Origin of the sequence: Edaphobacter aggregans DSM 19364 (genome assembly GCF_000745965.1) — a bacterium.
Taxonomy (GTDB): Bacteria; Acidobacteriota; Terriglobia; order Terriglobales; family Acidobacteriaceae; genus Edaphobacter; species Edaphobacter aggregans.
In genome coordinates, this window is sequence record NZ_JQKI01000034.1 from 24,585 (window position 1) to 51,087 (window position 26,503).

At 54.4% G+C, this 26,503-nt stretch carries 24 protein-coding genes and 1 pseudogene; 18 read left to right on the forward strand and 7 right to left on the reverse strand.

The window, feature by feature from the left end; genetic code table 11:
• The first annotated feature begins 212 nt into the window (after window positions 1-212).
• The 8 genes from Q363_RS38165 to Q363_RS40525 all read left to right on the forward strand — a co-directional run bounded on the left by Q363_RS38165 (window position 213) and on the right by Q363_RS40525 (window position 10,415).
• Window positions 213-2,849, forward strand: a complete 2,637-nt coding sequence (locus Q363_RS38165) for a sigma 54-interacting transcriptional regulator (RefSeq protein ID WP_051978794.1) — start codon at window positions 213-215, stop codon at window positions 2,847-2,849.
• 278 nt (window positions 2,850-3,127) lie between these two features.
• Window positions 3,128-3,676 (forward strand): response regulator transcription factor, encoded by a 549-nt coding sequence (locus Q363_RS36115; RefSeq protein ID WP_157466911.1) that lies wholly within the window; start codon window positions 3,128-3,130, stop codon window positions 3,674-3,676.
• Between the two features lie 648 nt (window positions 3,677-4,324).
• Entirely contained in the window at window positions 4,325-4,522 is a 198-nt protein-coding gene (locus Q363_RS14965; RefSeq protein ID WP_169746994.1) for a PqqD family protein, read from the forward strand.
• A gap of 860 nt (window positions 4,523-5,382) precedes the next feature.
• Window positions 5,383-5,901, forward strand: a complete 519-nt coding sequence (locus Q363_RS46255; RefSeq protein ID WP_425387678.1) for a phosphotransferase — start codon at window positions 5,383-5,385, stop codon at window positions 5,899-5,901.
• Window positions 5,898-7,928, forward strand: coding sequence for a prolyl oligopeptidase family serine peptidase (locus Q363_RS14975; protein WP_169746995.1), 2,031 nt, complete (start codon window positions 5,898-5,900; stop codon window positions 7,926-7,928). The genes Q363_RS46255 and Q363_RS14975 overlap by 4 nt, the downstream gene beginning before the upstream one ends.
• The gene (locus Q363_RS36120; RefSeq protein ID WP_051978796.1) at window positions 7,909-8,286 is read left to right on the forward strand and encodes a lasso peptide biosynthesis B2 protein; all 378 of its coding nucleotides are present in this window, start codon (window positions 7,909-7,911) and stop codon (window positions 8,284-8,286) included. The genes Q363_RS14975 and Q363_RS36120 overlap by 20 nt, the downstream gene beginning before the upstream one ends.
• 14 nt (window positions 8,287-8,300) lie before the next feature.
• Window positions 8,301-10,184, forward strand: a complete 1,884-nt coding sequence (locus Q363_RS14985) for an asparagine synthase-related protein (RefSeq protein WP_035351581.1) — start codon at window positions 8,301-8,303, stop codon at window positions 10,182-10,184.
• An 81-nt stretch (window positions 10,185-10,265) separates the two neighbouring features.
• Complete coding sequence (locus Q363_RS40525; protein ID WP_157466913.1) at window positions 10,266-10,415, forward strand: hypothetical protein; 150 nt, start codon at window positions 10,266-10,268, stop codon at window positions 10,413-10,415.
• A 73-nt stretch (window positions 10,416-10,488) separates the two neighbouring features.
• Here the strand turns inward: Q363_RS40525 and Q363_RS14990 are convergent, their stop codons facing one another.
• The 4 genes from Q363_RS14990 to Q363_RS15005 form a co-directional block, all read right to left on the reverse strand.
• Complete coding sequence (locus Q363_RS14990; protein WP_035351583.1) at window positions 10,489-12,771, reverse strand: prolyl oligopeptidase family serine peptidase; 2,283 nt, start codon at window positions 12,769-12,771, stop codon at window positions 10,489-10,491.
• A 54-nt stretch (window positions 12,772-12,825) separates the two neighbouring features.
• Window positions 12,826-15,954: a TonB-dependent receptor gene (locus tag Q363_RS14995; RefSeq protein ID WP_035351586.1), complete on the reverse strand. Its 3,129-nt coding sequence runs from the start codon at window positions 15,952-15,954 to the stop codon at window positions 12,826-12,828.
• Window positions 15,955-16,075: 121 nt separating this feature from the next.
• The gene (locus Q363_RS15000; RefSeq protein ID WP_035351589.1) at window positions 16,076-17,386 is read right to left on the reverse strand and encodes a hypothetical protein; all 1,311 of its coding nucleotides are present in this window, start codon (window positions 17,384-17,386) and stop codon (window positions 16,076-16,078) included.
• Window positions 17,383-18,135: an RNA polymerase sigma factor gene (locus Q363_RS15005; RefSeq protein WP_035351592.1), complete on the reverse strand. Its 753-nt coding sequence runs from the start codon at window positions 18,133-18,135 to the stop codon at window positions 17,383-17,385. Before Q363_RS15005 ends, Q363_RS15000 begins: the two co-directional genes overlap by 4 nt.
• A gap of 173 nt (window positions 18,136-18,308) precedes the next feature.
• On the opposite strand from Q363_RS15005, the gene Q363_RS15010 reads away from it, so the two are divergent.
• The 9 genes from Q363_RS15010 to Q363_RS44090 all read left to right on the forward strand — a co-directional run bounded on the left by Q363_RS15010 (window position 18,309) and on the right by Q363_RS44090 (window position 23,843).
• Complete coding sequence (locus tag Q363_RS15010; RefSeq protein WP_084080378.1) at window positions 18,309-18,590, forward strand: helix-turn-helix domain-containing protein; 282 nt, start codon at window positions 18,309-18,311, stop codon at window positions 18,588-18,590.
• 104 nt (window positions 18,591-18,694) lie between these two features.
• Complete coding sequence (locus tag Q363_RS15015; RefSeq protein ID WP_035351598.1) at window positions 18,695-19,009, forward strand: helix-turn-helix domain-containing protein; 315 nt, start codon at window positions 18,695-18,697, stop codon at window positions 19,007-19,009.
• A 78-nt stretch (window positions 19,010-19,087) separates the two neighbouring features.
• Entirely contained in the window at window positions 19,088-19,234 is a 147-nt protein-coding gene (locus tag Q363_RS40530; protein WP_157466915.1) for a hypothetical protein, read from the forward strand.
• A gap of 157 nt (window positions 19,235-19,391) precedes the next feature.
• Entirely contained in the window at window positions 19,392-19,664 is a 273-nt protein-coding gene (locus tag Q363_RS15025; RefSeq protein WP_051978797.1) for a type II toxin-antitoxin system RelE/ParE family toxin, read from the forward strand.
• A 383-nt stretch (window positions 19,665-20,047) separates the two neighbouring features.
• The gene (locus Q363_RS15030) at window positions 20,048-20,863 is read left to right on the forward strand and encodes a helix-turn-helix domain-containing protein (RefSeq protein WP_157466917.1); all 816 of its coding nucleotides are present in this window, start codon (window positions 20,048-20,050) and stop codon (window positions 20,861-20,863) included.
• 98 nt (window positions 20,864-20,961) lie between these two features.
• A complete protein-coding gene (locus tag Q363_RS15035) occupies window positions 20,962-21,885 on the forward strand; it encodes a LysR family transcriptional regulator (RefSeq protein WP_035351606.1) in 924 nt (307 codons plus the stop codon).
• Between the two features lie 61 nt (window positions 21,886-21,946).
• Window positions 21,947-22,567, forward strand: coding sequence for a hypothetical protein (locus Q363_RS15040; protein ID WP_035351608.1), 621 nt, complete (start codon window positions 21,947-21,949; stop codon window positions 22,565-22,567).
• A gap of 194 nt (window positions 22,568-22,761) precedes the next feature.
• On the forward strand, window positions 22,762-23,082 hold the full coding sequence (locus Q363_RS44085) for a Y-family DNA polymerase (RefSeq protein WP_281175998.1): 321 nt from the start codon (window positions 22,762-22,764) through the stop codon (window positions 23,080-23,082).
• A gap of 50 nt (window positions 23,083-23,132) precedes the next feature.
• Window positions 23,133-23,843 carry a DNA polymerase thumb domain-containing protein gene (locus tag Q363_RS44090; RefSeq protein ID WP_342667416.1) on the forward strand — a complete coding sequence of 237 codons (711 nt, stop codon included), beginning with the start codon at window positions 23,133-23,135 and terminating at the stop codon, window positions 23,841-23,843.
• Here Q363_RS44090 and Q363_RS38170 read toward each other — a convergent pair.
• From Q363_RS38170 to Q363_RS42785, 3 genes are all read right to left on the reverse strand, one after another.
• On the reverse strand, window positions 23,835-24,269 hold the full coding sequence (locus Q363_RS38170) for an NUDIX hydrolase (protein ID WP_084080379.1): 435 nt from the start codon (window positions 24,267-24,269) through the stop codon (window positions 23,835-23,837). The genes Q363_RS44090 and Q363_RS38170 overlap by 9 nt on opposite strands.
• Complete coding sequence (locus Q363_RS15050; protein WP_169746996.1) at window positions 24,203-24,862, reverse strand: IS630 family transposase; 660 nt, start codon at window positions 24,860-24,862, stop codon at window positions 24,203-24,205. The genes Q363_RS38170 and Q363_RS15050 overlap by 67 nt, the downstream gene beginning before the upstream one ends.
• Before the next feature lie 188 nt (window positions 24,863-25,050).
• Entirely contained in the window at window positions 25,051-25,248 is a 198-nt protein-coding gene (locus tag Q363_RS42785; protein ID WP_211256192.1) for a helix-turn-helix domain-containing protein, read from the reverse strand.
• 802 nt (window positions 25,249-26,050) lie between these two features.
• Here Q363_RS42785 and Q363_RS15060 point away from each other — a divergent pair.
• Window positions 26,051-26,355, forward strand: a pseudogene (locus Q363_RS15060) (transposase); the annotation flags it as partial.
• Window positions 26,356-26,503: the final 148 nt, after the last annotated feature.

A 26,503-nucleotide genomic window follows, 5' to 3' on the forward strand; every position in this document is an offset into this window, starting at 1 on the left:
ACGTCGATATACGTTAGGCCGCAATGAGGATTCTCCGAAATAATATGACGATTGAGCGCACAATACACATAGCTGATCTTCTTCGTAACCGGCATGCACCAGGGGGACGCCAGTTTGCGCTGACTAGCAGTCCTCTTTATTTCCAATCATTTACGTCAGCGCGACAATCTAATTCGCCAGCGGAGAGCCATTAATCTGCGGGAGCGGCGCTTATGTTGCGATTCACCGCCTTTTCAAATCAAACTGCATCCTTCTCTGCCGTGACGCGATATGGAATCGTGATTGCGTCGGTCGCCGGTGCCTTCACCGTAGTATTCCTCTTGCAGAACCTCCATGTGCGCGACCCATTCGCCTTAATCTTCCTGGCTGCGATCGCAGTGAGCGTCTGGTACGGAGGAAGTCGACCCGGCCTTCTCGGGATCATTCTTTCGACTTTAGCGCTCAACATTTTCCTCCATTCTCCACGTGGGTGGTTCCATATCTCCACATACGATCTCCCAGTCTTTAGCGTCTTCCTACTCTTCGCATTTTGGATTTACCGATTCGGTGAATTGCGCCACCATACAGAGTTCTCATTAATGCAGGCGCGTGATCACCTCGAAACCGAGGTGCAGGCGCGTACCGCTGAACTGAGGAGGATCAATACTGAGAATGAGACGATCCTGGATGGAGCTCCGTTTGGCATTGCTTTGTTTGGGCCCGACCGTATTGTGCGCCGCTGTAACCGTGGTTACGAGCGGATGCTGGGATTCGAACCGGGTGAACTTACAGGGCACCCCGCACCTCTGCCGGAGAGCGAGAAGGAGGCATGGAAGGTTCAGGAAAAGCAGTTACGGGCGGGCCAGAGAATCGTAGACTACGAGGCTCCGCGGCGGCGCAAAGATGGCTCGGAATTTTCGGCGACCATCTCCGCGACCCCACTTTTCGATGAGAACGAAGCTTATGTCGGTCTTGTCGGTCTGGTCATTGACAACACAGAGCGGCTTGCTCAGGAAGCCGAACGCCGGATGCTTACTACCCTCGTGCAACACAGTCCGGACTTTGTGGGCGTCGCAGATCTGACGGGCAACGCAGTTTTTGTAAACGAAGCCGGTCAGAAGCTATTTGGGCTGGAGGGTGAAGAACACGTCAGACGGACCAATGTACTTGCATGCTTTGCTGATGAGGCAAAACTAGCATCACGCGAAGAACTGATTCCTCTGCTCATGCAGCGGGGACAACTGGAGTGTGAGACTCTGGGGAGAAACTTCCAAACGGGAAAGGTTTTTCCGCTGCATTGCAGTTGCTTCGTGATTCCTGACGGGAAGACCGGCGAACCCGCACTCGTCGCCGCAATAGCTCAGGACATCAGCGAGCGCAACCGCGCTGAGGCGAAATTGCAAATGTTCTCCTCGGTCGTCCAAAACAGCCCCGACTTTATCGGGGTAGCGGACATGAGTCTGCATACCGTCTTTGTTAACCGTGCCGGGCAGAGAATGTTTGGGCTCGAAGGGGATGAGGGGACAATTGGGACCCATTGCCTAGACTACTTTTCTGAGGACCAGCATAGGGCAGTCCGGGATGATCTGATTCCTACCCTCCTTGATCGGGGAGAGTTGACCCGAGAGGTTCCCGCCAGGAACTTCAAAACGGGCGAATCCTTTCCGGCTCTTTGGACCGCCTTCGTGATCTACGACCAAAAGACGAGACAACCTTCTCTGCTGGCAACCGTCACCAAGGACATCACAAAACAACATGAAGACCGCGAGACATTACAGAAATCACTCAAGGACAACGAGGTGCTCCTTGAAGAGAATCGAGCTCTGCAAGAGAAGCTCCGCCGCGAAAACATCTCTCTGCAGGAGATGAATCTCGCATTGCAGGACGAACTCGCTGCTATCCAAAAAGACAAGTTCGAGACAATTGTCGGTGGATCTCCTGCGCTTCGACGCACCCTGAACAAGGTGGAGCAGGTAGCTGCCACCGACGCTACCGTCCTCATTACCGGCGAGACAGGCACCGGAAAAGAACTGATTGCTCAGGCTATTCACAAACATTCGAAGCGCGCACGCATGCCTTTCCGCAGCATCAATTGCGCCGCATTACCGGCGACGCTCATGGCAGCAGAGCTCTTCGGTCATGAGAAAGGGGCGTTCACAGGAGCTGACCGACAGCGTGTGGGGCAATTCGAACTCGCGGCCGGCGGCACGTTGTTCCTGGACGAAATTGCCGAGATCCCAATCGAAACACAAGCAACACTGCTTCGAGTCCTCGAGGAGCACACCTTCGAACGTCTCGGCGGATCGAAGTCTATTGCAGCCGATGTACGGGTTATCGCCGCGACCAATCGTGACCTTCAGGTGGCGATGCGAGCGGGCGAGTTTCGTCCCGACCTCTTTTATCGGCTCAATGCATTTCCCATCGATGTGCCTCCACTGCGCGACCGCAGGGACGATATCCCGATGCTGGTCACCCACTTCATTGCGCTCTCAGCGGTTCGTCACGGAAAAACCATTCGGAACATTGAAAAGCGCGGAATGGAGTTGCTGCGTGCTTATGATTGGCCGGGAAACATCCGTGAACTGAGGAATGTTATCGATACGTCCGTGATCGTTTCGGCTGGCGAGGTCCTCTCGATCGATGAAGAACTTTTGTTTGCGACACGCCCCGCAGAGGATGCACCCGTCGGCTCGCTCCAAAAGGAGATGACGAACCATGAGCGGATGTTGATCGAACGTGCCCTGGCCGGCACTCAGGGCCGTGTATACGGCCTGTCCGGAGCAGCCGCGATTCTCCATCTTCCGCCAACGACCCTCTCCGCAAAGATGAAAGCCCTCAAAATCGATGCTTCCAAATTCAAACCTCGTTAGTCTTGATTGCTAGTGTTGCCATCCACGATTTCGCTGGTGCTGAAACGCCACAGCCAAACCGCTTATGCGTGACGGTTGCGGCCTTCAGATTCTCGACGTGCGCGGAAGACATTGAATAGCGACGATGCTCATCAACCCCCATGTGCACGGCTGTAGCGAATCCGCCACGCTCCGGGGAATCGCTTGCACATCTGTAATCCGCACTTATTCTGCTCTCATGGCCTTCGACTCCGGCAGACGACGATCTCGCGTGGCGGTCGGCAGACAAGGAATCTCAGGTGAAGCCAGCATCTCGATCGACCCGCGGCCAGAGCACGCCCAATCGAGGCAGTGGCGCGTACGCGAACGGCGAGCGACAACGGAGGGATCCTCGCGTTCGTGTGCTGTTGTTCGCATCTGAAGGCGATGACGCACAGTTGATGATGATCTACTCGGAGCGGATGGAGATCACTTACCTTCCAAGTTACGACATGACGGAAGTGCGGGAGGAGATCGAACGATGCAAGCCGAAGCTCATTCTCTGTGAGGCAGATGCTTTTCTGGATGTTCTTCCTGCACTGTCTGCTGGGGTCTCGACTCGCCCCAAGAGGAATGGAACTCCCACGACTGCTGCAGCTGTCACCCCTCCCGTCTCCCGGCGAGAGATGAAGATCCTCTCAATGCTGGCAAAAGGACAAACAAACGATGACATTGCGAAAGCGTTGCGTCTCAGCTCTCGCACGGTGAAGAGAAACCTGAGTAGCCTCTTCGAACGGCTGCAGGTGACCAATCGCACGGAACTAGCGAGCCGCATATCTCAGTTGTCGATTCTCGATGGAGACAACTGATCTGGTGATATTGTGGCAATCCTTTGGCTGACCACTCCATACCTCCACATGACCCTCGCATGTCCCGCGGAGGCCATGGCCTCTTTGGCCCACTTGGTCCACGGCTGCGCTACCTTCGATCCACCCTGCCTGTCCCACAAAGACGCTGCGGTAAGGAAACGGATGCATCTTACGACAGAGTCACGATTGACTCCACACTCTCATCGTCCCGCTAGGGACGTTCATTACAGTGGCCCAACGGCGCCTCACATATAGTCCCATTTGCGCCATCATGTACCTCCGGCCATGTCGGCTCCTTCTCAAATGCTGGGTGGTTGTCGAGAAATGTTGCGCAATGATTGACCATTTTAACCTAGCCATCACCGCGAACGTATTTCAGGCGATGTGTGCTGGCGCGGATATCCAGGCACAACTGGGCCACAGATATGGCCTGGAAGAGACGTCGAAAATAATGGTCCATCCGGACCTTGTTACGCGAGATGAAGCGGCGCATTATTGGACACATTCTGCAGGGGCTCGCCGCCCTCTTCTCTCGCAGCTATGGGAGGCAGATCCACTTAGCGAACGATTCCAAATTTGAAAGGCTTGGGAATGATCACATCAAACGCACATCTTCGCTCAGTTCTTGATAGGGATGGAGCGGTCATCTTGGACATGGGGCGCGATGCCATGTCCACCCTCAATTCCACAGGCGCCTATGTATGGGAGGGGTTGCAACAAGGCAAGCTCATTGACGAAATTATTGAGAACCTTGCTCGCGAAACAGGCACCAACTCCGGCATCGTTGATCGCGATGTGCATGCATTCCTCGAAGAGCTCAAACTCAATCATCTTTTACCGCACTGATCGGGAGCGCTGCCATGCCGACCCAGAATGCAACTCTCGAACAAATCGAATATCGAGTGGTGCTCGCGTTACCCAACTCACAAGAAGTGCTGGTACGGTATGACGGTGCCGTGTATCGCTTGCCTCACGTCACTATTCCGAAGTGGGCACGGCCTTCCGAAGAATTGCAGCAGGCCATCAAAAGGTCATGGAATCTGTCCGTCATCATTCTTGACTTCCCTCCGAGCCCGGAGGGCGCCCCACGCTGCGTTGTAGCGCAGGTACATTCTCTTCATCATTCCGACGCTCTAACGACGGTAGAACTGGATCAACTCCCAGAGTCTGAGATTACTGAACAGCAGCGGGCAATGGCCCAGAGGATACTCGTTGGCCAGTGCGGCGAACGTGGTTGCTTCTTACATCGAGGCTGGATCGACGAGGCCATTGAATGGTTGCACTCAGAGGCCGGCAAGAGCATTTCCTCGACTGAGGATATTCGCCAATACAATGCGAGTGCCACGTTCGCACTAGTTCGTTTTCCGATGCAGGATGGCTCTGCGTACTGGCTGAAAGCAACCGGTGCGCCCAATGCTCACGAGCTTGCCGTCACAGCAGCTTTGTCGAAGCTATGCCCTGAATACCTGTCGCCGCCAATTGCGGTTCGGCGCGATTGGAATGCCTGGTTGATGAGAGAGGCGGGTCGACCCCTCGAAACTGACTTCGGTTTCCTCGCACTGGAACAGGCAGTTGTCTCTATGTCCGAGCTGCAGAAGACAACCGTTGGCTCGACAGAAGAACTGCGGGCGGCTGGCGCAGTGGAACAGCGAGTTGGCGTTCTCCGTGCGCATTTTTCGGAATTGTTTAACTATCTCGAAGAGGCGATGGCTCAACAGATCTCAACCAAGGTCCCCCGGCTTGAGCGTCAACGGCTGTCTGAGATTGGGCTGATTTTTCAGGACGCATGTCTCAGAATGGAGGACTTGGGGATCCCGGATGCGGTGATCCACGGCGACATGAATCGCGGCAACATTCTCTTCGACCTCTTCGACGATTTCCACTGCAGATTTATCGATTGGAGCGAAGCGTATATCGGCAATCCGTTCGTCAGCTTCCAGCACTTGTTACTTTTGAACACGGGTGAACTGAGGGAGACGAATGATCTTCGCCTGAAACAGGCTTACAGGCGTGCCTGGCTGGGTCTTCTTGATCCGGTACAAATCGATGCAGCATTTGCCCTTATGCCATTACTTGCGGCTGCCTCGTACCTCTACGGTCGGGGCGACTGGTTACGATCATCACGTCGCAATGACCCTCAGCGTCAGAGCTACGCCAGGAGTCTTGCACGGCACATGGATCGCGCGGCACAAGCGCCGGAGTTACAGGAGGTCCTATGCCATTGAGCACACTTCCTTTCGCGCCCGTCGAAGAGATCATTCATGGCGTCGTCGTGTTTGATCCGTACCGCTGGTTGGAAGACCGCAGTCTGCCTGAGACGGAGGAGTGGATTGTGGACCAGCAGCAGCGCTGCGAACAGTATTTCTCCGAATGCGGCACCCTCGACGCGTTGCGGAGCCGAGTGCGGGATTATCTCGATGTCGAAGTCGTAGATCAACCGACAAAGGTCGCGGGCCGCTACTTCTGCCGCAGACGAGATCCGGGGCAGGAGCAGGCAAGTATCTATGTTCGGGGCACCGCTACACGACCGGAGCGGTTGCTGGTCGATCCATCGGATCAGGGGGCTTTTGCCTCAGTCAGCATCCATCGCATTTCTGAGGACGGCTCCCTGATGGCCTACGAGGTCAAGCATGGCGGCGGGGATGGAAAGGCGATCCACGTCGTGGATGTTGAGACTGGCTCCATCCTGCCGGACAGGTTAGATACGGGTTATGCCAGAGGGTTTGCGTTCGCCTCAGACAAAGGAGGATTTTATTACTGCCACGAGAGTTCGACGGCTTCGAAAGATCACACGATTCGGCAGCATCGCTTCCATGAGCCGTCAGTTGACCAGGTGGTCTTTCGTTTGTCCTGCTCTCGCGGGAGTCGCCTGGTCCTCATCGCCGACAGCGTAAATCTAGGGGCGATCCGGATTCGCCAGGAAGGCTCGGAGCTCGTTTCCGACTTCTTCATCGCACAACAAGCCAAGCCTCTGGTCTGGAAACAGGTATTTGTCAACAAAGTACTCCCCTATAGCCCCTTCCTGAAACATGGCCACATCTTTGCTCTGAGCTTTGACGGCGCGCCCAACGGAAAGTTGGTTGAGTTGAATGACAACGGCTGCGAGATCCGCACAATCATCCCAGAGCAGGAAGCGGCGATTCGACAGTTGGTATTCGCAGGCAACAGAATCTTCACCAGCCATCTCCGCTACTTGATCTCCTCAATTCGGCGTTGGACTTTGTTGGGGGAGAACCAGGGATCGATCGACATACCGTTAGACGGAACGATTCAGCTTTTTCCAAATCAGAGTGAAACGGAAACCGGCCTTTTCTACAGCTACGAGTCGTTCACCCAGCCACCTGCAGTCTTCGAGTACTTGCCAGAAGTCGGAAAGTCGCGGCTTTACCATCAGCGTCATTCGGCAGTAATGCACAGCCCTTGTTCAGTGGAGCGTGTCTCGTTCTCATCAAAGGATGGAACTCGGATACCAATGACACTCGTCGCGTTGGAGAAGTGCAATCGGAGTGTGGATACCCCTGTCATCTTGACCAGCTATGGGGGCTTCGGCGTCTCGATGACGCCACAGTTCTCCGTATTTGTCTCCATCATGATGGAACTGGGAGCGGTCATCGCACTTCCCCACATCCGCGGCGGCGGTGAGTTTGGAAAAGAATGGCACGACGCTGCAAGAGGGCGAAACCGGCAGGCGGCATTCGATGACTTTGTCGGCGCAGCGGACTGGTTATGTGCCAGCGGAGAGACGAATCCACAAAGGCTTGCCATCTTCGGCGGGTCGAACTCTGGTCTTCTTGTCGGTGCCGTCGTGACACAACGCCCGGAGCTATTCCGTGCTGCGCTGTGTATTGCTCCACTGCTCGACATGGTTCGCTATGAGCACTTCGACCAAGCATCCAAATGGCGGCAAGAATACGGAACCACCGCTAAGGCGGAAGACTTTCATGCCATCTATGCATACTCCCCATACCACCACATAGCGAACAACGTTGATTATCCTGCCGTGCTCTTTGTCACCGGCGACAAGGACGACCGCTGTAATCCCGCTCATGTAAGAAAGATGGCTGCACGGCTTCAGGAGCGCGATCAACAACCGTCACCCGTAGTGGTCGACTACCGCGCAGAGCGGGGTCACTCTCCTGTAATGCCGCTAACCATCCGTGTTGATGCTCTGGCGCGAAGGATTGCTTTTCTATGCCGAGAGCTGAATCTCCCTGTTGTCTTCGGAGGATGCCATGAAACAGTTTGTTCTTGAAAGCTGGTTATTGTTGCTCTACCTGGAGTTTGTGATGCGGTTTCGCGACTTCAAGGCTCTGAACGGGATTGTCCGCAGAGAGAAGGTCCGTCCGTTACACGCTTCGCACCATCCGGAGAGTGCCGAGCTTTGCTATGCGATGGATCTCGCGTGTGTGTTCTTCCCAAAGCGGATCATGTGCCTTCAACGCTCAGCGGCAACAACACTTTTACTACGGCGTCATGGGTGGGAGGCCGAGATGGTGATCGGTGCCCAGATCCTTCCTTTCAGGTCCCATGCATGGGTCGAGATCAAAGGGGCTGTCGTGAACGACAAGGCCTACATGCTTGACATCTATCAAGTTCTGGAGCGTTGCTGATGTGAGGTGTAGCAATGAGCATCATATTTGGAGTCCGAAAGCACGAAGGAGAGGTCGTTGAAGAAGGTCAGTTGCGAAAGCTTGCTCGCACAACCGACCGCTGGGCTCCAGACGGGACGTTCGCCCGTGCGAGGGGGCGCATTGGCATGGGTTTTCAGCCCTGTCATACACATCACCGCTCCAACATGGAATCTCAGCCGGCTGTCGATGAACTCGGCAACATGGTGACCCTAGATGGACGCATCGACAATCGTAGCGATCTTTGTAGTTTACTGAGCATAGAGGATGTGGATATCGCCGACGCACGGATCGTGCTCGCAGCATTCAGACGATGGGGCGATGAGTGCTTTTCCAAACTAGTCGGAGACTGGGCACTTTCTCTCTGGTCACAACATGACCGCATACTCTATTTGGCACGAGATCATGCGGGTACGAGAACGCTCTATTACAAGCAGACGGACTCAGGAGTCTCTTGGTCGACATATATAGAGGGGCTCACCAGTGAGACATCCGATCTTCAGATAAATGAGGTATTTGCTTTAGCGTATATGGCTTGCTATCCGCTGGAGAGGAACACTCCTTACAAGGATATCTGTCTTGTTGATCCTGCGCACTATGTCGCCGTCTCTGACGACAAAACCGTCGAGCACCAACATTGGGCACCGTTTGTGAGGAAACAACTCTTCTATCGGACAGACAGGGAGTATGAGGATCATTTCTTCCATGTCTTTCGCCAAGCCGTTCTTCGTCGGACGGATGTTTCCCGGATCGTAATTGCCGAACTAAGCGGAGGCATGGACTCTACCGCAATTGTCAGTATGTCCGATCACATTGCGAATGACGAGGGCCACGATGGTGTTCAGCGACTCCTCAATACCGTTTCCTATTTTCGGAGTGAAGAGGGCACGTGGGATGAGAAGCCTTTCTTTGAAGAGACGGAGCGTCTTAGGGGCAAGAAAGGCATACATATCGAGATACCGCTGCCTCAGTTCGACCTGTCCGCCGCGCCTCCTTGCACAAGTCTCCCTGGGGCCGACCGGACAACTGTCGAGAGAGAGAAGCTATTTGAAACCCTCATTGGGGGAAGCGGATATCGAGTCATTCTGTCGGGATTAGGTGGTGATGAGCTGCTGGGCGGCGTCCCAACTCCTATGCCAGAATTGGCAGACTACGTTGTACGGGGAAACCCATCTAAATTGTTTGGTGCTTCGTTACGATGGGCGTTGGCAGACCGGCGCCCCCTTCTAGGTATGGTTGCGGATGCTATCTCCTACGCAGTTTCTCTGTACCCTTACCCCAAACATAGTCTGCCCATTCCACCGTGGCTTCTGTATAGCAAACAGATCTGCCTGAGCCGCGATCGAGGGCTTGGCAGGGGAGTGCGCTCTGGGTGCATGCGTTACTCTCCCACTGCAATAAGCAATGCATTAGCCTGGCTGTCTGCATTACAGACGCTGCCGCATCTTTTTCCGCGTCAATCGAAGCGCTATGAGTTTCGTTACCCGTACCTAGACAGGGATCTTACAGAGTTCCTACTTGCTGTCCCCCGGAGTCAAATTGTCAGACCGGGTCAACGGCGCTCCCTTATGAAACGGTCTCTCGCAAGGATCATTCCAAGGCACATACTTGAAAGGCGACGTAAAGGTTACATCGCGAGCGGGCTCGTCCGGTCTATCCAACGCCAGTCAAACGGCATTGCTGAATATCTGCGTAAGTCCGTTCTAGCCGAGCTGAACCTGATAGATGTTGAACGGCTCTTGGACTGTGTCAGGGGCATCGTGACAACGTCAGACGTTCAATGGTGTCGTCAGATTCGCGCGACTATTGCTATGGAGCAGTGGCTGAGATCGTTCGTCCACTCACGGCTGGATCAGTACAGCACGGTGGAAACAAGTTAATCCCGCCAAGGGATTTATGACATCCGTTGCCAGAATCGAAAGATTACGGCTCAACGGAAATTCGAAGGTGAGGTAACGATCATGCGATACATCAAACCACAACTGCTCAACACCCGTAGCGCCTCAGAAGCCATTCTCGGAATGGCGCAAGGCAAAATCTCCACCGTCCAAGACAGCGACACCACGGACAATCGTCCGTCCAATGGTGCCGCCTATGAGGCGGATGAGTAACTGCAAACCTTAGCCACAACGCATGACAAAGTCACGCGTTGTGGCTCACTTCCTTCACTCAGATACCCTGTAGTCATGGTGATGTTCGATCTTTCATCTCGCGCCATAACTTGTACTCAGTTCGCTTCTCCGGATTGTCGTCCTCAAAGCCCTGCAGCCAAAACCGGAACCAATCAAGATTACGCTGCAGGGACGACAGTCTCGCGAGCGGATGGTCCGGCTGATGATCTTCGTTTGGATAGTAAAAGAAGTCTACAGGTTTATTGAGACGCTTCAGGCCTGCGAATAACTCCATAGACGACTCCAAGGGGACCGGAATGATCGTGCTCCGGTCGTACTGCCTTCCATATCCCATCTGCTCCATAAGGAGAGGGGTGTGAATCTTCTCAAGGTTGAACGAGATGGAATATTGTTCCCAGGCGGAACGCGTTGATCCATAGGGAGGACCGCCGTACATGGCATCAAAGCCGCGAATCGTTCCCTCGCGCTTGGGGGACAACCAATACTCGGCAAGGCCATATTTGACGTTGTCTACGGCAGTAGCGGCCTTATAGGGCGTTTTGCCATGGACGAGGGCAAATTCTGTATACCATCCAGTCCTGCTGAAACCGATTATCCCAACTCGACTACGATCAATAACGCCCTGCTCCGAAAGTGAGTTTACTGCGCTATCCCACAGCTCCGTTTGGAAGACAGCCTCTGAAATACCGCCAGGGTATCCCTGCGGATAGTGCTCTTGCTGCCGCATGAGGGTCCAGTCGACTGGGTATGTCCGCATCAAATAGAGTATTCCCGCCTCAGCTAAGGGCACAGGTACGAAGGCTGCAAGATGGAGATCACCGCTATCGCATGCAAATCCACCACCATAGACCGTAGCGGAGATCACTAACGGATAGCGTGTCCCCGGATCGTAGTCGGGAGGTGTAAACAGTATCCCCTGTGCAGGATATCCATCCGGCAAAGTCCATTGCACCTGCCTGGTTGGCGTCAACATCAATGACTGGAACTGTGGATTGAGATCCGCAAAATTCTCCAGCTGCCCACTATTTGGTCTGAACAACAACAGCCGCGGAGGTGTCACTAGATTTTGATCTTCCACAACGACGACATTCCCGTCGCCCGAAATTTGAGAGTAGGGGGAGAGATCGACTATGGGTATTGCCACTTGGCGCACAACGTCAAACTTCTCGCTGTTTTGAGCGATGACGCTGAGTTGATCAGGGGCTGTGCGGACCACAACGGTATTGTCTTTCCAGGAAGCGAGCTCCTCGAGTTGTGCATCGAAGGGTGTGATCCGACTTACGGTATGGGACGGGATATGGACCCAGAACAGATGCTCCCCTTTACTCGCAAGCAGACGCTTCAGCTTGATGTCGTCTGCTTCCCATTTGCTGTTCACCGGAGACTGAGCCTTAATAATGAACGCATTGCTATCGGGCGACCATACGGCTAGACCATTGGGAAATGGACTCTGGAGAGGGATCGAGGTCATCCCGCTCGCGTCATCATACAAAGCAAGTAGTGGGGTTCCAGAGAAACCTGTCTCTACGAGGCCCTTTTGCACAAATTCACTCTTCTGCCACGAAGGTGGGCGCTCGGTGCTGCTGTCTATGTAACGAAAGAGCAACCTCGTCCCACTCGGCGAGAGACTGAGACCCAATTCTCCTGCATAGGGAATATCGGTCGTGTTCAAGCTGGTGAGCGGCGAGCGTATCGCGATCTGTTTGGGGGATGTCCATCGGTTCGAGCTGAGCCTGCGGGCGATGTATACGCGTCTGGTTGAAAACGGCGACCGGCTCGACGAAGCAAACTGGATCCGGTAGCCCCGCTCGGACTCGTCCGGCGTGCGTGGCAGATCCGGGATGTTCGGGTTGTTAGTTGCATTCTCAGTTGCAAAAGCAATGGTCCTGCCGTCAGGTGTGATGCTGTATTCCACCACATCTTCATCCACGTTCAGCAGTGAGTGAGTCACACCACTGGAGGTATCTATCTCTTCAAGAGATCTGTGGCCGTTTACCGTCATCAGCAATACAACGTGACGGCCGTCTCCTTCCCATTGCAATGAGGCAGCGTCTTCGTTGGTCAGCACAAGCTTAACTTGTGGAGTCCCAGTAGCACCCAGGCTTCCGACATAGAGCTCAATGTCATTATGATTTGTTCGTAAATTTGGCGACTTTACGAGGTATGCGACACGGTCGCCTTGTGGATTCATCTGCAGACTGGGCCGCAGCGAATCTCGTAATAGATATTGAACCGTCACACAGTCCTGGATGGTGACAGCACGACGTGTCTGGGAAAAGAGACAGCCAGCAATCGCGTTTATGGTGATGATCGCTACCGTAATTCGTCGGAACACAGTTCTCCTCACTTTCGGGGAAGTTCTCCTTCGGTTTCGTTGAGGATGCGCTAATTAGAAGATGAGCTTGACTGCGAACTGCATCGAACGTGCACCCCCTTGCTGATAGAGGGAACTCATGGTTCCAAGACTCTGGTTCAGCATCTTTGTCGCTTGTCCAAAGAGCGCATTGGAATACACCGACTGAACAAAGCCAAAGTTCGGGTGATTGAAAACGTTGAAGGCCTCTGCACGGAACTGAAGCGACGCCTTGTCGGTTAAGGGAAAGCTCCTGCGAGCAGCGAAGTTGACTTGTTGCGCTCCAAAGCCGCGCGCGAAGTTACGGGGCGCATTACCAGCGCTCGTTCCAGTAGGCAGCGTGAACGCAGCTTTATTCACCGCCCGCCCTCCGGGGTATCGGCTGCTAAAGATGTAAACAGACTTTGACGAGTCGTAGTTGACACCGCTGTAATACTGGTTTCCCGTTACAGGGTCGCGCAGTAGATTTCCTGTGAAGGTGATCGGGTACCCGCCACGCACGCTGAACCGTCCGTCCAGGCCCCAATCTCTGGTCATAAAGTCGACTACGCTGTTGGATTTTGTGCTGGGCAGATCCCACGAAACACCAGCCTGAAGATTGTTCCGAATGTCATAGTCAGAGTTGCCATAGGTAAAGGGATATGCGGCATTCGTTGAACCATAGTCGAGGGAGTGGGACCATGTGTACGAAGCTAGCGCCTGCACGCCTTTGGCGACGGCTCGTTGGAACTTGAACTGGAGCGCGTTGTAATTCGCCGTGACGCCGTTCGGAAAGAAGTAGATCGTCCCGAAGTTGCTGTTGAAGGGGGTTACCGTGCGGCGTTGTTCCTGTAACAGTCGATGGGCATCCGATCCGATATAGGAGAGGGCGAAGCTTTGAGCGTGTCCCAGCGCCTGCTCCAAACTCAGGTTCCACTGGAGCGTATAAGGAAGCTGCTGATGCTGAGGAAATGCGTAAATAGGAAAACTTGTATATGGAGCTGTGGGTGTGGTCGGGAGGTTTACCTGAGAGGCCGACAACGGGAGACTCACATTTGTAGGGTCCGCCGTCGCGTTGAAGCCGATACCACTAAAACCAGAGGTCGCGATCTGGTTGCCCGTATCGAAGAAGACACCCCCGCCACTGCGCAACACCGTCTCCCACCCTGGCTGGCTGTGAGCCGTCCACGCGGCACCCAGACGGGGAGCGAAGTTGTACCAGCTGGTCTTCCACAGCGACGTCCCGTGTGGAGCAAGAGCCAGTGTCGAAGGTGTATTTATGTCTCCCAGGAGAGTGTAAGCATCGTTTCCGTTGGCTTCCGTTGGAGCAGGGTTGACCTCCCAACGAAACCCATAGTCAATCGTGAGGGACCTGGCGGCTCTCCAGGTATCCTGGGCATACAGTGAGAATTCCTTGAAGACAGGCTTGGAACTAATATTCCGCTGCGTGTATACATCCGACGCGACTCCGGTCAGCAAGCTCTGGCGGGTATAGAAGTCTGGGTCCAAATCATATGCAGGCGGATTGAGCGCTGACACGATGTGCCGGTAGTCGATCCCGAGCTTCCATTGATGGTTCGCATGCTGCATTGTGACCGAGTCGGTCAGATTCCATTGATTGAGCCCATTGGAAGTATTGTTTGCGGTAATGTACGCAGTGCCAACAGTCGAGACATAAATATAGGACTCGGCACGCCGGGTCGGAACACCGCCTGGAACGCCGAATGCAGCGTAGAGATCGGTGGGGACAGCGCCACCGAACGAATCGAGAATTGACGTGATACGGGAAGTGCTATCGGAGAAGCCTAGACGCAACTCATTCGTCAACCACCCTGAAAATGGGCTCGTTGCGCCAAATGTATAGGTTGACGTGTTGATCGAACTGGCGTTGAGTTGCGACAGGTTTCTGGTCGATATGGAGCTTGGAGTGTATCCGTAGCGAAAGAAGACAACGAGCTTTGGTGAAAGCGTGTGATCTACCCGGACACTGGTTGAATCGATCTGGCCAGGCAAAGAATAGGCCTTGACGAAGGGAGATAGCCCTGTCAGGTTTCCCGAGGAATCAGTGATTTCCGGACCGGTGGGCGCGGGATAAGCATTTAGGACACCCTGCATGGAACTGACTGCCGACGATCTGACCGCCAGCGAGGGAACGTACATCGTGGCAGCCGCGGTTGGCTGAACGAGTCGTAATCCCTCATAGGAAGCGAAGAGAAAGCTCTTACTGTGCCCGTTATATAGGCTGGGGATAACAATGGGAGAACCGAATGTGCCGCCAAAATCGTTCTGACGCAAGGCCGGCTGTCGAATACCGTTGTGATCGTTGAACCAATCGTTGGCGTCAAAATAGTCGTTCCTCAGATAGTCGAACGCTGTGCCATGCGGTGTGTTAGTTCCAGAGCGCGTGCCGAATGAAAACTGACCGCCCGGCGTTCTACCGTATTCTGCCGAGTAGGTAGAGCTTGAGACGCGAAACTCCTGCAGCGCGTCTACGGATACTAGGCTCTGAGTTGTACCAAGGGCAGACGAAGATGCAATGGAGCCTGTATTGGAGATTTGAGAGTAACCGCGAGGCGTGCCCGAACTTACATTGCCCGAGACGCCGTCTACCGTGTAGTAGTTCGATTCGGTTCGCTGTCCGTTGACACTGAAGTCCCCGCTGTAGCCTGCAGCCAGGCCTGTAGCTTGCGGGCTTTGTGTCACAACGCCGGGCGTCATCGAGATTAGATCTTGGAAACTCCGCCCATTGAGAGGCATATTCTCTACAAATTTTCGATCTATGACGGTGCTAACGGATGCATCGTTCGTATTGATCGTGGAGGAGCCAGCTTCAACAGTGATACTTTCAGATGCGACTCCTACAGGCAGAGTGAAGTTCAGTGCCACTGCGCTCTGAACATTCAGAATGATGCCCGGCTTGATTAAGGTCTTGAAGCCGCCCTTTGAAACCTGTACGCGATATTGGCCCGGGGGAAGGACTGAGACGGTGTAGATTCCTGCGCCATTCGTCCTATTAGCGAACTGCACTCCTGTTGCTTCATTCAAGATCAGAATGTCCGCATCGGGAATGACTCCGCCAGAAGTGTCGACGACAACACCGCTGATGGTTGCATCAGTGGATTGGGCCGTGGCGAATATGGTGACGCAGAGGATCAGCAACAGCAGACAGAAGCATAGGTATTTCAAAGGAAGGTCCTCCAGCAGACTGGAATGAAGATGTGTCGTTCCGTCTACGGAAGCCGCTCTGTTCTCTTACCAGATTGTTTGCGCCTGTCGGTGCGGAGTGGAAACTAGCTGCCAATGAGTGTCACGGATGATTGGGCGTCAGCCGGAGATAGGTGAAGAGTAGCGGTTTGCCACTTGGTTTGGAGCTTTCTCTATCGGGCTCGACGGTCACGAACACTGCATCAATTTGCGCAAGGGTCGTTGGATCGTTCGACTTCAGAATCCACCTCTTTTTATTCTGGTCATCCTGATAGAAGATCCCAAGATTGATATCGTGTTGTTGGTCGATTCCTTTTCGTCCCCAGGCTTGGAACGTGCTCGCGAGCTTGACTCCCGGCTGTTGATCAAGGTCATAGGCATAGAAGACCAACGACTTCCCTTTCGTATAGAACACCCTTCCAAAGGGTTTCTGTGTCTCGCCAGTCTTGGCCACATCATAGATCTCGGCGATATATAGATCACGTGCTCCAACGAGATTGCGGATGTCGCGGTCATGCTCGAGCATCTCCTGATGCTTAGAGATCTGTCGGTCCTTATCTCGCATCGAATCGGTGAGTTCATTCACTCTTGCTTGCAACGCAACTGCTTGTGCATCGCCCTGGGAGTTTTGACTCGCAGCGACCTTGAGCCTGTCCTCCAGGCTTTGCGCGTTCGTTTGTGCGAGTAATAGCTGCCGTTCCAACGCGGCACGATCCTGAGAGTTGCGATCCAGGGCTGAAGTACGGTCTGCAAGTTCGTCCTTTAGCCTAGGTAACAGCCCCTTCAGTTGCGCAATTTCCTGGGCTCTCTCCTGAAGTTGTCGGCGTAGGTCTGCCGTGTTCTCTGCGCGCTGTTCGTTCTTCCGCGGCGTAGGAGCGTAGGCAGTATTGACGTGATTGAGATCAGGTTGCGCCTTATCTATAGGAAGCGGCGACGATACGGTAACCACTGTAGAACTGTGACCTCTAAGGATTCCTATTCGATAGCCTAGACAGAAAGAAGCGACCATGAAGACCGCTGCTCCGAGATAGGGCCACGACAGCCCTTGTCCTTTGGACGTCCGCATCGGAGATTGAGAATCCTTTTCAGGGAAGATATCCTCACGCTCAATCCGCGCCATCAGGGACGCTTGGGCCTGCTCAATCGACCAGGAATCGGAAGGGTGGTCGTCACCCGCTGGTACTTGGTTCGCGGCCATCGCGGGAATGGTCGTAGCGATCACGGCATCATACTGAGCTTTAATCTCCCTGCAACTGGCGCAGATCGAAAGGTGCAGTTCCAGCTGCCTCCACTCTTCCATCTTCAAGGCATCGGTGGTCGAAAGCGCACAGAGTTCGATGAAGTATTCATCGGAGTGAGCTGATACGAATGCTCGGACGCCTTGATTGGAGTCGTTATCCACTGTCCTGTTCACTTTGATCGCAGTTTCCTTGCGAACGCCGGCTTGCGCAACTTTTCGAGACCGCGATGGTAATGATGGCGGACATTGCCCAGCGTTTGCCCCAGGCGGTCGGCAATCTCTTCCAAGGTATACCCCTCGAAGAAATGCAACTCAATGGTTGAGAGTTGGGAAGGCGAAAGAAGTTCCCTCAGTCTCGCGGCCGATTCCCTGCCCCACATGCCTTCCAAAGACCATTCAGTAAAGAGAATCTCATATCGCCGATCTGCCATGTTCAATGCTGCATCGTCCAACTCGCGGCTGTCGTAAAAGTGCCTTGTGATGAGACGGCGACGACGGTCGAATGCGCGATGATAGGTGACCTGAACGATCCATGAGCGAGCTGTACAGTGCGCCGCACTGAAGAGTGCAGCCTTACGGAAGATGAAGATGAAGACGTCCTGCACCAGATCATCGGCTTCTGCTTCGTTTCTCAGAATGCGGTGGGCAACGTTGCGAACGGTACGTGCGTGGCGTCGAAAGAGAATTCCGAGAGGTTCTTGCGCCCCTTGACAAACTTGTTCCAGCAACGTCTCGTCCGAGATTTCGGCGATCTGGCTGACGATGTTGGCGGAGCGCTCCGACGTCTTAACATGGGGCTGGATGTTGCGTGGAAAATCCGAGGCATTCTCTGAGGCATTCTCTGAAGCACCATGCGCAGTTCCGCGAACGTCCGATGTGCTAGATAGAGCGTCCGGGAAATACGCTGCAGCTTCGGAACTCATGCGGTTCCTGCCCCCGAAGGAATGGGTTCCTGATCAGATCCCGCTGGCCGCTTGAAAGCTGTAATGCGTAGGCAGAAAGCACTCCGTGGGCAATTCAATCGCGCCTGGCCTCTCGTTTTGTCGGTAACTACCCGTTGGCCTATTACCGACAGAAGTAGACGATAAAACTCGAGATGACTAAACGTCGAAAACAAATTCAACCTCAAATGGGAGTTGAAAAAGCGTTTGGTCAGGCCATGCGAAAAGCACGAAATAAGCTGAAAATCTCGCAGATGAAGCTTGAGAAGGCTACTGGCCTAGATAGAACATTCATCAGCGATTTGGAACGAGGGATTCAAGGTCCAAGCCTTGTTACAGTCTTTCGTGTAGCAAAGGGACTGGAGATGGATGCTTGGGCGCTTATACAAGATACGGCGAACTCACCTCTATTCGTGCTCCCTTCGGATGACAGATAGCCACTTCACTAGCACTCTAAGGCTATTAGCCGATATTTTCAAGGTAAATATAGGCTGTAGGCCTATTTTCCCCTACCAACATAAGTCTTTAGCCTTGTAAGTTGATGGATAATCTAAGTTTATTCGGCAGGCGGCTGCGCTCAATCCGGGGAAAACGGTCGCGGGCGTCAGTTGCTGAGGCCGCAAAGATTTCATCAGGTTATCTCGGGGAACTTGAAAGAGGCGAGAAATGGCCAGCCTTAGACATCATCGTTGAACTGGCCAAAGTGCTTGGGGTATCACCTGGAACCTTACTCGAATTTGAATCAGAGGAAGTAAATCCTCAGATTCTCCACGAAAAGATCGTCAGCGTCCTGGAAGATCGAGACACGAAGCAGCTCCAGCAGGCACTCCGTATCCTAAAGGCTCTCTCTGCCTGACCCCTCGTCGAGGTTCTGATGAGATTTCCTTGGCGCTCACAGCCATGGGCTATTGTTCACCTCAAGTAAACTACTCCCATGGATATCCATCTTCGCCCCGAGTTGGAAGAACAGATCCGGCAAGACATTCAGCGCGGTCCCTACCAGACCGTCGATGAATTCATAGAGCGGGCGGTGAGCCTGCTGCACGAGCAGGAGACGTGGCTTGCCTCCCATCTGCGATGAAATTGCGGGAAAGATCGAAGAGGGCTGGAACGCCGCAGTCCGAGGCGAGTTGGCGAGCGACAAGGAAGTACAGGCTCACATGCAGGATAGAAAGCGCGCCTGGAGTGAGCAACAACGCCCGGCATGAGTTCGTATCTCCTCACCCCTCAAGCCGAGCATGACTTGTTCGCCCGTATGGTCCTATATCGCCCAGGACAATATTGAAGCCGCAGACAGAGTGGAAGCGCAGATCTACGCCGCGTGTGGCTTTCTGGCCTCCGCCCCGCAAGCTGGGCACGTCCGCCGCGACCTGACGGCTCGGCCTGTATGTTTCTGGACCGTGCCGCGTTTCCCAAACTATTTCATCGTGTACGATCCAGCCTCCAGCCCGCTACGAATCATCCGTATCCTTCACGGAGCACTCGATATTCCCCGTTACCTCACCGAATAGACTCTAGCGACCAGTTCGGCACCTTCTGATCGGTGAGGTCGCAGCGACGGATCGGCCGAGACGGGCATGCAAGCGCCAAAATGCCAACGCAGACGCCTGCAGAACCACAATATCTTGTGGAACCTCAAGAACTCGTAGCGCGGAGCAGGCTTTCTTTCCTTATTTTTCAATAGTTTACGAGTGGATCCGGGATTGCTACCGATCAGGGCAGCGCGGAGTCGGGGTGTCGGCATACTCCTTTGATCGACAACCATTCACGACACCACAGGCCGCCGCTACACCCCGTATTCGAACTGAACGGGGGCGGAAATAGAGTGCTTGCTCCTTAATAAAGGAGCGCTTCCCAGCTTCTCGCGGTCGAGTGTCAGGCAGAGGCTAAGCCAATGAGTGAGATTGGACGTAGGTTATTGATCATCCGCAAACAGCGCAAGCTTTCACTCCGGCAGGTGGAAAAGCTTACCGCGACGATTTCGGATAGGTACAGCGACAAGTCACGTAGCATTTCGGCCAGTTGGCTCGGCAGGATCGAACGGGAAGCTCACTCGATCGCCCATAAGAAACTGGAGTCGCTCAAAGAGGTTTACGGAGTGTCGCACGAAGAACTCACCGACGAGGCGATTCCCGAAGACGAGGCCACGCACCTACTTCATTCCCATTTTCCCGATATACCTGCGGCGGTTCTCAAGGGGCTGACTAGTTTCGGAGATCCACTGTTGCCACCCGAAAGCTGGTTCGCCTACTTTCCCCTGACGACACTCCTGCCACCCCTCTCGATAGCTGATAGAAGCGGTTACTCCCCCAGTCGAAAACGCTCGCGCAATGCAGAGCATGTATACGGCATCCTCGGTGCGAGCGACAACACGCTGGTTCCATTCGTGCAACCGGGAGCAATCGTGGAGATCGATTCGTCGATCCATAAAGTCGAATCGGGCAAAGTCTTCCGCTCTATCTTTGAACGCTCCATCTACTTTCTGCGCTCTCACGATGGCTACCATTGCGGCTGGTGTGAACTAGACATTGAACGGGAATGGCTCACGCTGGTGCCTTCGGCGATGAGTATCGGGTCCCACCGGAAATGGCGATACAGGCAAGAGGTGGAGGTCGTCGGCATAGTGAATCGTGTCCTGACCAGGTTGGGGTTTCCCAAAGATCCCAGCTTCGGCTACATGTCCCCTGACGAAAATTCCAATTCGACCTGATCGGCCATTCTCCATTGAGGAGGAAATCCCATCAGACAACGGGACGCTGAAAGCGCCGTTCAGACCTCCCCAGATCAATTCAGTAAAGGCAGGTTCCCATGCAGAGCAAGAATCCATTGGAAGTGAACATTCTGATCGTTGTCATTGCACAGGAAGGTAACTTCATCCGAGCTTCAAGGAAGTTGGGTATTACACCACCTTCGCTAACAAGAAGGGTTTCGTCTCTTGAGAGGAGCATCGGAGTAAAGCTCTTCGACAGATCGACACGGAATGTACAACTGACCACAGCGGGAAGACTCTTTGTTCAGGAGTCCTCCATCTCCATCATGCATGCCGAACGCGCCTGGGATCTTGCCCGATTTCAGGCACAGATTGAGATTGGCCCTTACCGCATAGGCTATTCACCCTACACCCACAGTGCATTCTTGCCGCTCCTAAACGGATTGAGTCCAGTGCGTCATCCTCCTGGTGATGAGCCTTCCGGGATCGTGCTTGAGACCGCGAACACGTTGGAGTTGGTGGAGCGCGTCCTGCGAGGGAAACTTCACGCCGCGTTGGGCGTTGGTCCAATTTCGGACCGGGATCTGTGGGTACAGCGGGTTGGCCGGGAAGGATTCTCCGTTTGCTTGCCGAGGAACCATCGACTAGCTCAAAAGGTCGGCGTGACTGCGCACGATCTTGATCGTGAGATGGTCTTCTGGATGCCTCGATCATTGCAGCCTCGCTACTATGGGCGGGTAATGAAGTACATCGGTAATCTGGGAGTGCAACCCCTCTTCCGAGAGGTCAAGAGTGAAGCTCACGCTCTCGAATTCGCTGCCCATGGCTTCGGCATTGCTCTGCTGCCCCGTTCTGCCGCCCACATCACTCATGCGGGAACCGTCTTCAAGCCGCTGACTGATCGCTACCTTAGCATCGAGACCCTCCTGTTCATGCGACGCGATCAGAGGTACGGCGACCTCAAGGATTTAGTCGATGATCTCTTCTCTCGGCTTTTGGCTCTCAAGATCGAAATCAACTAGAGCCGACGCCCCTGTAGGACAGAATTTTTTCCCGATCTACAAACTGCTTCGGAGAATATCTATGCGCAGATTCTTTCTCATCTCCCTTGCAGGCGCTGTATTCCTCACCGCCTGCGACGACGTCAAGAAACCCAGCGACGGCAATTTCAGAAAAGCGATCAACCAGCATCTTGAAAAACATGGGAAAGCCTGTACCTGGCTAGGCCGTCCATTTCCAGTCGATGCTTCCGAACCTGAGCAGAGGCTCCAGTCGGGTACCGGCGCCCAGATGGCAGTTTTGGAGGCGGCCGGTCTGGTTCATTCTTCAGACACTGTCGCTGCTACTCCTGGCATCTTCGGCCCGGGTGCGCCTCGGCGCGTGAAGCGATATGAACCGACCGAGGGTGGCAACAAATATCTTAAGCAGGTTCCCGGCGTTCTCAGCCAGAGCGCTGGCTTCTGCTATGGAGGTAAGACGGTCGATTCAATTGTGAAATGGACGGAGCCTGTGACGATGGGAGTGGGTTCGCAGAGCGAGGTTACCTACACCTATAAGATCGCAAACCTCGCGCCTTGGGCGGAACGACCCGATGTACAGCGCGAGTTCGGAGACATTCGAACGACAGTAAGCGGAATATCGAAGTCGAATGAGATTGCGGGACTACAGTTGACCAACCAAGGCTGGGAAGTTCCGAGCCAATGAAGCGACCAACGGCAGATAACGATTGCGGAGGCTCAGCCCGGTTCTCAGACTGATGCCGTTCGGAAGATCACAAATACATTGCTCGTCACTCAACACGCTCCCTATCATAGGCGAATACAAGGCGAACACTCAATGCCTCAATTTGGATAGCTTATGAGCGGAACGGCAACACCGCGAAAATCGTTCACGTAGACATGGACGCGTTCTATGCTTCTGTCGAACAGCGCGACGATCCGCACCTGCGCGGCAGGCCTGTTGTTGTCGCATGGAAAGGCAACAGGTCTGTTGTATGCGCCGCTTCTTATGAGGCGAGAAAGTTCGGTGTCCGCTCGGCGATGCCAGCAGTTCGCGCAGAACGCTTGTGCCCTGAAGCCATCTTCGTGCCTCCCGATTTCACGCGGAGCAAGGCCGCATCCACCGCGGCGCGCGAGATCTTCCAACGCCATACTGATCTCATCGAACCACTTTCGCTCGATGAAGCCTATTTGGATGTGCGGAAAACAAGACGAACTTAGCCACGGCAACCCGCGTCGCGAAAACGATCCGCGAGCAAATCCGCGAGGAACTGCAACTGACCGCTTCGGCGGGTGTCGCCCCAAACAAATTCCTTGCAAAGATTGCATCCGACTGGCGCAAGCCGGACGGACTCTTCGTCATTCGGCCCCAAGAAGTACAGGATCTTCTTCTTCCCCTTCCGGTGGGTCGCATTCCTGGGGTCGGTCAGGTCACGGAGAGCCGCATGAGAGCAGTCGGTATTGCTACAGTTGGTGATCTATACCGCCTGGAGTTGTCTGATCTCGAAAATCACTTCGGCAGCTACGGCACTCGCCTCTACCAGCTCGCCCGCGGCATCGATTACAATCGTGTTGTCGCGAACCGCGTGAGCAAGTCAATCTCTGCCGAAGATACCTTCCACGTCGATATACCCCTCGCGGAAACCGAGCAGCAGATTCGGCTCGTGGAGCGAAGACAGTCGTACTCAAGCTCAAAACGAAAGAATTCAAATTCGCTCACACGAAGTGTCACTCCTTCCGTCCCGCCATCATCGTGTGACGAACTGACTAAGATTGCGATCGCTTTACGAGAACGAGTCGAGCTCGGACCAAAGCAGCTCTTCCGTTTAGTCGGATCGGGCTCAGCAACTTTCAACTTGATGCGGAGTCCCCACTTTTTGAGAGCGGAGACGCCACGGCGAATGCGGAGCTATCGATTTAGTTCGCGGCAGGACGGTTCTCTTCCACGGAAGGATCGCTTACCTCTAGCCAGCCTAGGATAGCCGTCGCAGGAGCTCACGTTGTTCCTCGCGAATATATTCACTTGCCGCGCTCATCGAGAACCAGCGGCCGCGATCAACTTCAGAGATTTCGAGGCGACGCCCGGAACGCGGCGGCCATTCGATCTCGCATGTGTTACTCGTCAATTTGGCTGGGTCGCAGTCACCCTGGAACGCCCATGCGTTTACGACCTTACCGCTCTTCTGTTTGATCGAGCCTAGATCGACGAATTGCCCGGTTGCCTGAAAGCCTGTCTCCTCTTCGAACTCGCGTCGCGCCGCGACAAGCGGATCATATTCACCTTTGGGAATCGTCCACGCGCCTTTGTCTTTCTTGGCCCGGAGAGGTCCTCCCGGATGAACTAGTGCTTTGACCGCGTAATTGTGTAGTGAAGCGTGCGACGTGCCTGACGGCGTGTGAACTTCCACTGGATGGTGATCCGGTCACGGTTGACGCGGCGCTCCCAGGCGCGAGCCTGTTTGCGCAACGCGGCGATGTTTCCGATTCGGCGTTTGCCCAGGCACTGGCGGCTGAACAGGCTGACCTCCATCTCCGCCTGATTCAGCCAGCTGCCGCGTTTCGGGGTGTAGTGGACCGTGAATCGGTTCCACAACCAAGCCCCAGCTTTCACCCCGAACCGTTCCACCAGCGCCTTTCGGGTATGCGTGGAAAGGTTGTCCATCACCAGGTGGATGGTGTCAGCTTCGGGATAACGGGCGGCGATCTCCAGCAGGTAATCGGCGAACTCGGCTGAGCAGCGCGTCGGCGTCACCTTGGTGAAGTGCCGTCCAGCCTTGGGCTCGACGCCGCAAAACACGTTGGCGGTTCCACAACGCTTGTATTCGTAGTCGCGCCGCGCAACCTGTCCAGGCCGCATCGGGATCAGGGCGCGGATGTCCTCATGCAGTACCACCGGCTTCTCGTCGATGCAAACCACCGGCGCACTCGCCGAGAGCGGATTTTCATAAACCTCCAGCACATCTTCCATGCGTTCGATGTACTGCTCATCCAGCTTCGCCACGCACCACATTTTTTTCCCGCCACGGCTTCAGGTCGTGGCTTTCCAGCAACACCCGAATCGTCTCCCGCCCAACTCGAGGAACCAGCCTGCCGCCGGATCGCTTCTTCGGTCAGCAGCCGCACGGTCCAGCGGGCTCGCCCTTCCGGCGGCGGCGAGCACGCCACGGCGATGATGCGTTGCCGCTGCTCCTAATCCAACGCCTGAGCTTTTCCAGGACGCGAGGCGTCGAACAACGCCCGCTCCAGCCCGCCCTCAAGATACCGTTTGCCGATCTGCCACACCGCCTTGGCCGACAGACCAAGGTTGGCGCCCACCGCAGCTGTGGACCACCCATCATCCATCTGCCGCAGTGCCAGACCACGCAGCACCGTGCGTACCGGTTGCAAGCCCCCGCTCAATAACTTATCCAATTGCTGGCGATCTCGCCGTGAAAGTTCAATACCCAGCCCTCTGCCCATGCCTTAGTCATAAGGCCAGATACTTCTCCTGCCAAGTGTCTATGTTTGTTACTTATATATGCGGTCATGCTACTAGAAAGACCTCCAATTGACCATTCAATTTGCTAAAGATTAAAAGACCCGCACTGCGTTTGGGCATCCGTGATCACTCCGAACCGAAAAGACATATCTGAGGGTCTGACTTCGGCTTTGGCGCGGGTTGCTTCCACTGTAAATTTGACCTCGTCAGTTGAGGCGCGTCGCAACCTGGTGATCAGGGAGTGATCTGTACCACACTACTATCTTCTAAATCCGAGACGCTTAGGACAAAAGCAAACGGCTGGGAATCACGGTGTATCATTCACGACGGGATTGTTGTATCGGAGAGCGCGTCCTACTGTGAGGGAGGACTGGGCTGCAGCGACATAGCAATCAGTAGGAAGGAAACTAAGTAACACGGCAATGCCCCTTTTGGGGTATGTCGCTACCTGCAAATTCTACATAGCTTCTCAGCGTATCGACTGTAGATACCGTGCATTGCACTTCTTGCAAAACGAGGTCTCTCAATCTATGAGCAATTGTCTTGTGGCTCTCACCGTTCATCGAGGGACGATCGCGCTTTCACCGACTAACTCACAACTTGTAACCCTCATTAGAGTCAGATGACCTCAAACACCTATGCCTTTCCTATGCTATGTAGGCTCATCGCGCTAAACGCCTCTTTTAAGCGATCTGTCATCAATAAATCCTGGAGTTTGCGGCCTTCGTGGGCCTTGTTCCACGACAGTACTCGACTGGCGGCAAGGCACGACTATGAGCATCAGCAAGCGCGGTAACTGCTACCTTCGCAAGCTCCTCATCCACGGTGCGCGTGCGGCTGTCGTGCGCATGAAGCGGGAACGTGCCCCCTTCGGAGGCTGGCTGAGCGGACTGGAGCAGAGAGCGCCTCGTAACGTCGTCGTTACCGCTACCGCCAACAAGTTGGCCCGGATCGCCTGGGCCGTCCTATCCAGTGGAGACCCGTACAGGCCGCTCACGATAGCCACTCCCGCCTGATCAACAACAGATAACCCGTGGGATGCAGCTGCGTCCCCAGACACAACACAAGCTTCCCACCGAGGTCTGCACCAGAACAGCGAAGACGAACGAACAGTCACAACGGCGTGCCTGAAATCTGCTTCCGACAATGGTCTTCACGGCCGTT

Bases quoted from the DNA above. Each gene is read 5' to 3' on its own strand.
- Q363_RS38165 (WP_051978794.1), top strand. From the start codon at position 213: ATGTTGCGATTCACCGCCTTTTCAAATCAAACTGCATCCTTCTCTGCC.
- Q363_RS46255 (WP_425387678.1), top strand. From the start codon at position 5,383: ATGGCTCAACAGATCTCAACCAAGGTCCCCCGGCTTGAGCGTCAACGG.
- Q363_RS36120 (WP_051978796.1), top strand. From the start codon at position 7,909: ATGAAACAGTTTGTTCTTGAAAGCTGGTTATTGTTGCTCTACCTGGAG.
- Q363_RS14985 (WP_035351581.1), top strand. From the start codon at position 8,301: ATGAGCATCATATTTGGAGTCCGAAAGCACGAAGGAGAGGTCGTTGAA.
- Q363_RS40525 (WP_157466913.1), top strand. From the start codon at position 10,266: ATGCGATACATCAAACCACAACTGCTCAACACCCGTAGCGCCTCAGAA.
- Q363_RS15005 (WP_035351592.1), bottom strand. From the start codon at position 18,135: ATGAGTTCCGAAGCTGCAGCGTATTTCCCGGACGCTCTATCTAGCACA.
- Q363_RS15010 (WP_084080378.1), top strand. From the start codon at position 18,309: ATGACTAAACGTCGAAAACAAATTCAACCTCAAATGGGAGTTGAAAAA.
- Q363_RS15015 (WP_035351598.1), top strand. From the start codon at position 18,695: ATGGATAATCTAAGTTTATTCGGCAGGCGGCTGCGCTCAATCCGGGGA.
- Q363_RS40530 (WP_157466915.1), top strand. From the start codon at position 19,088: ATGGATATCCATCTTCGCCCCGAGTTGGAAGAACAGATCCGGCAAGAC.
- Q363_RS15025 (WP_051978797.1), top strand. From the start codon at position 19,392: ATGACTTGTTCGCCCGTATGGTCCTATATCGCCCAGGACAATATTGAA.
- Q363_RS15030 (WP_157466917.1), top strand. From the start codon at position 20,048: ATGAGTGAGATTGGACGTAGGTTATTGATCATCCGCAAACAGCGCAAG.
- Q363_RS15035 (WP_035351606.1), top strand. From the start codon at position 20,962: ATGCAGAGCAAGAATCCATTGGAAGTGAACATTCTGATCGTTGTCATT.
- Q363_RS15040 (WP_035351608.1), top strand. From the start codon at position 21,947: ATGCGCAGATTCTTTCTCATCTCCCTTGCAGGCGCTGTATTCCTCACC.
- Q363_RS44085 (WP_281175998.1), top strand. From the start codon at position 22,762: ATGGACGCGTTCTATGCTTCTGTCGAACAGCGCGACGATCCGCACCTG.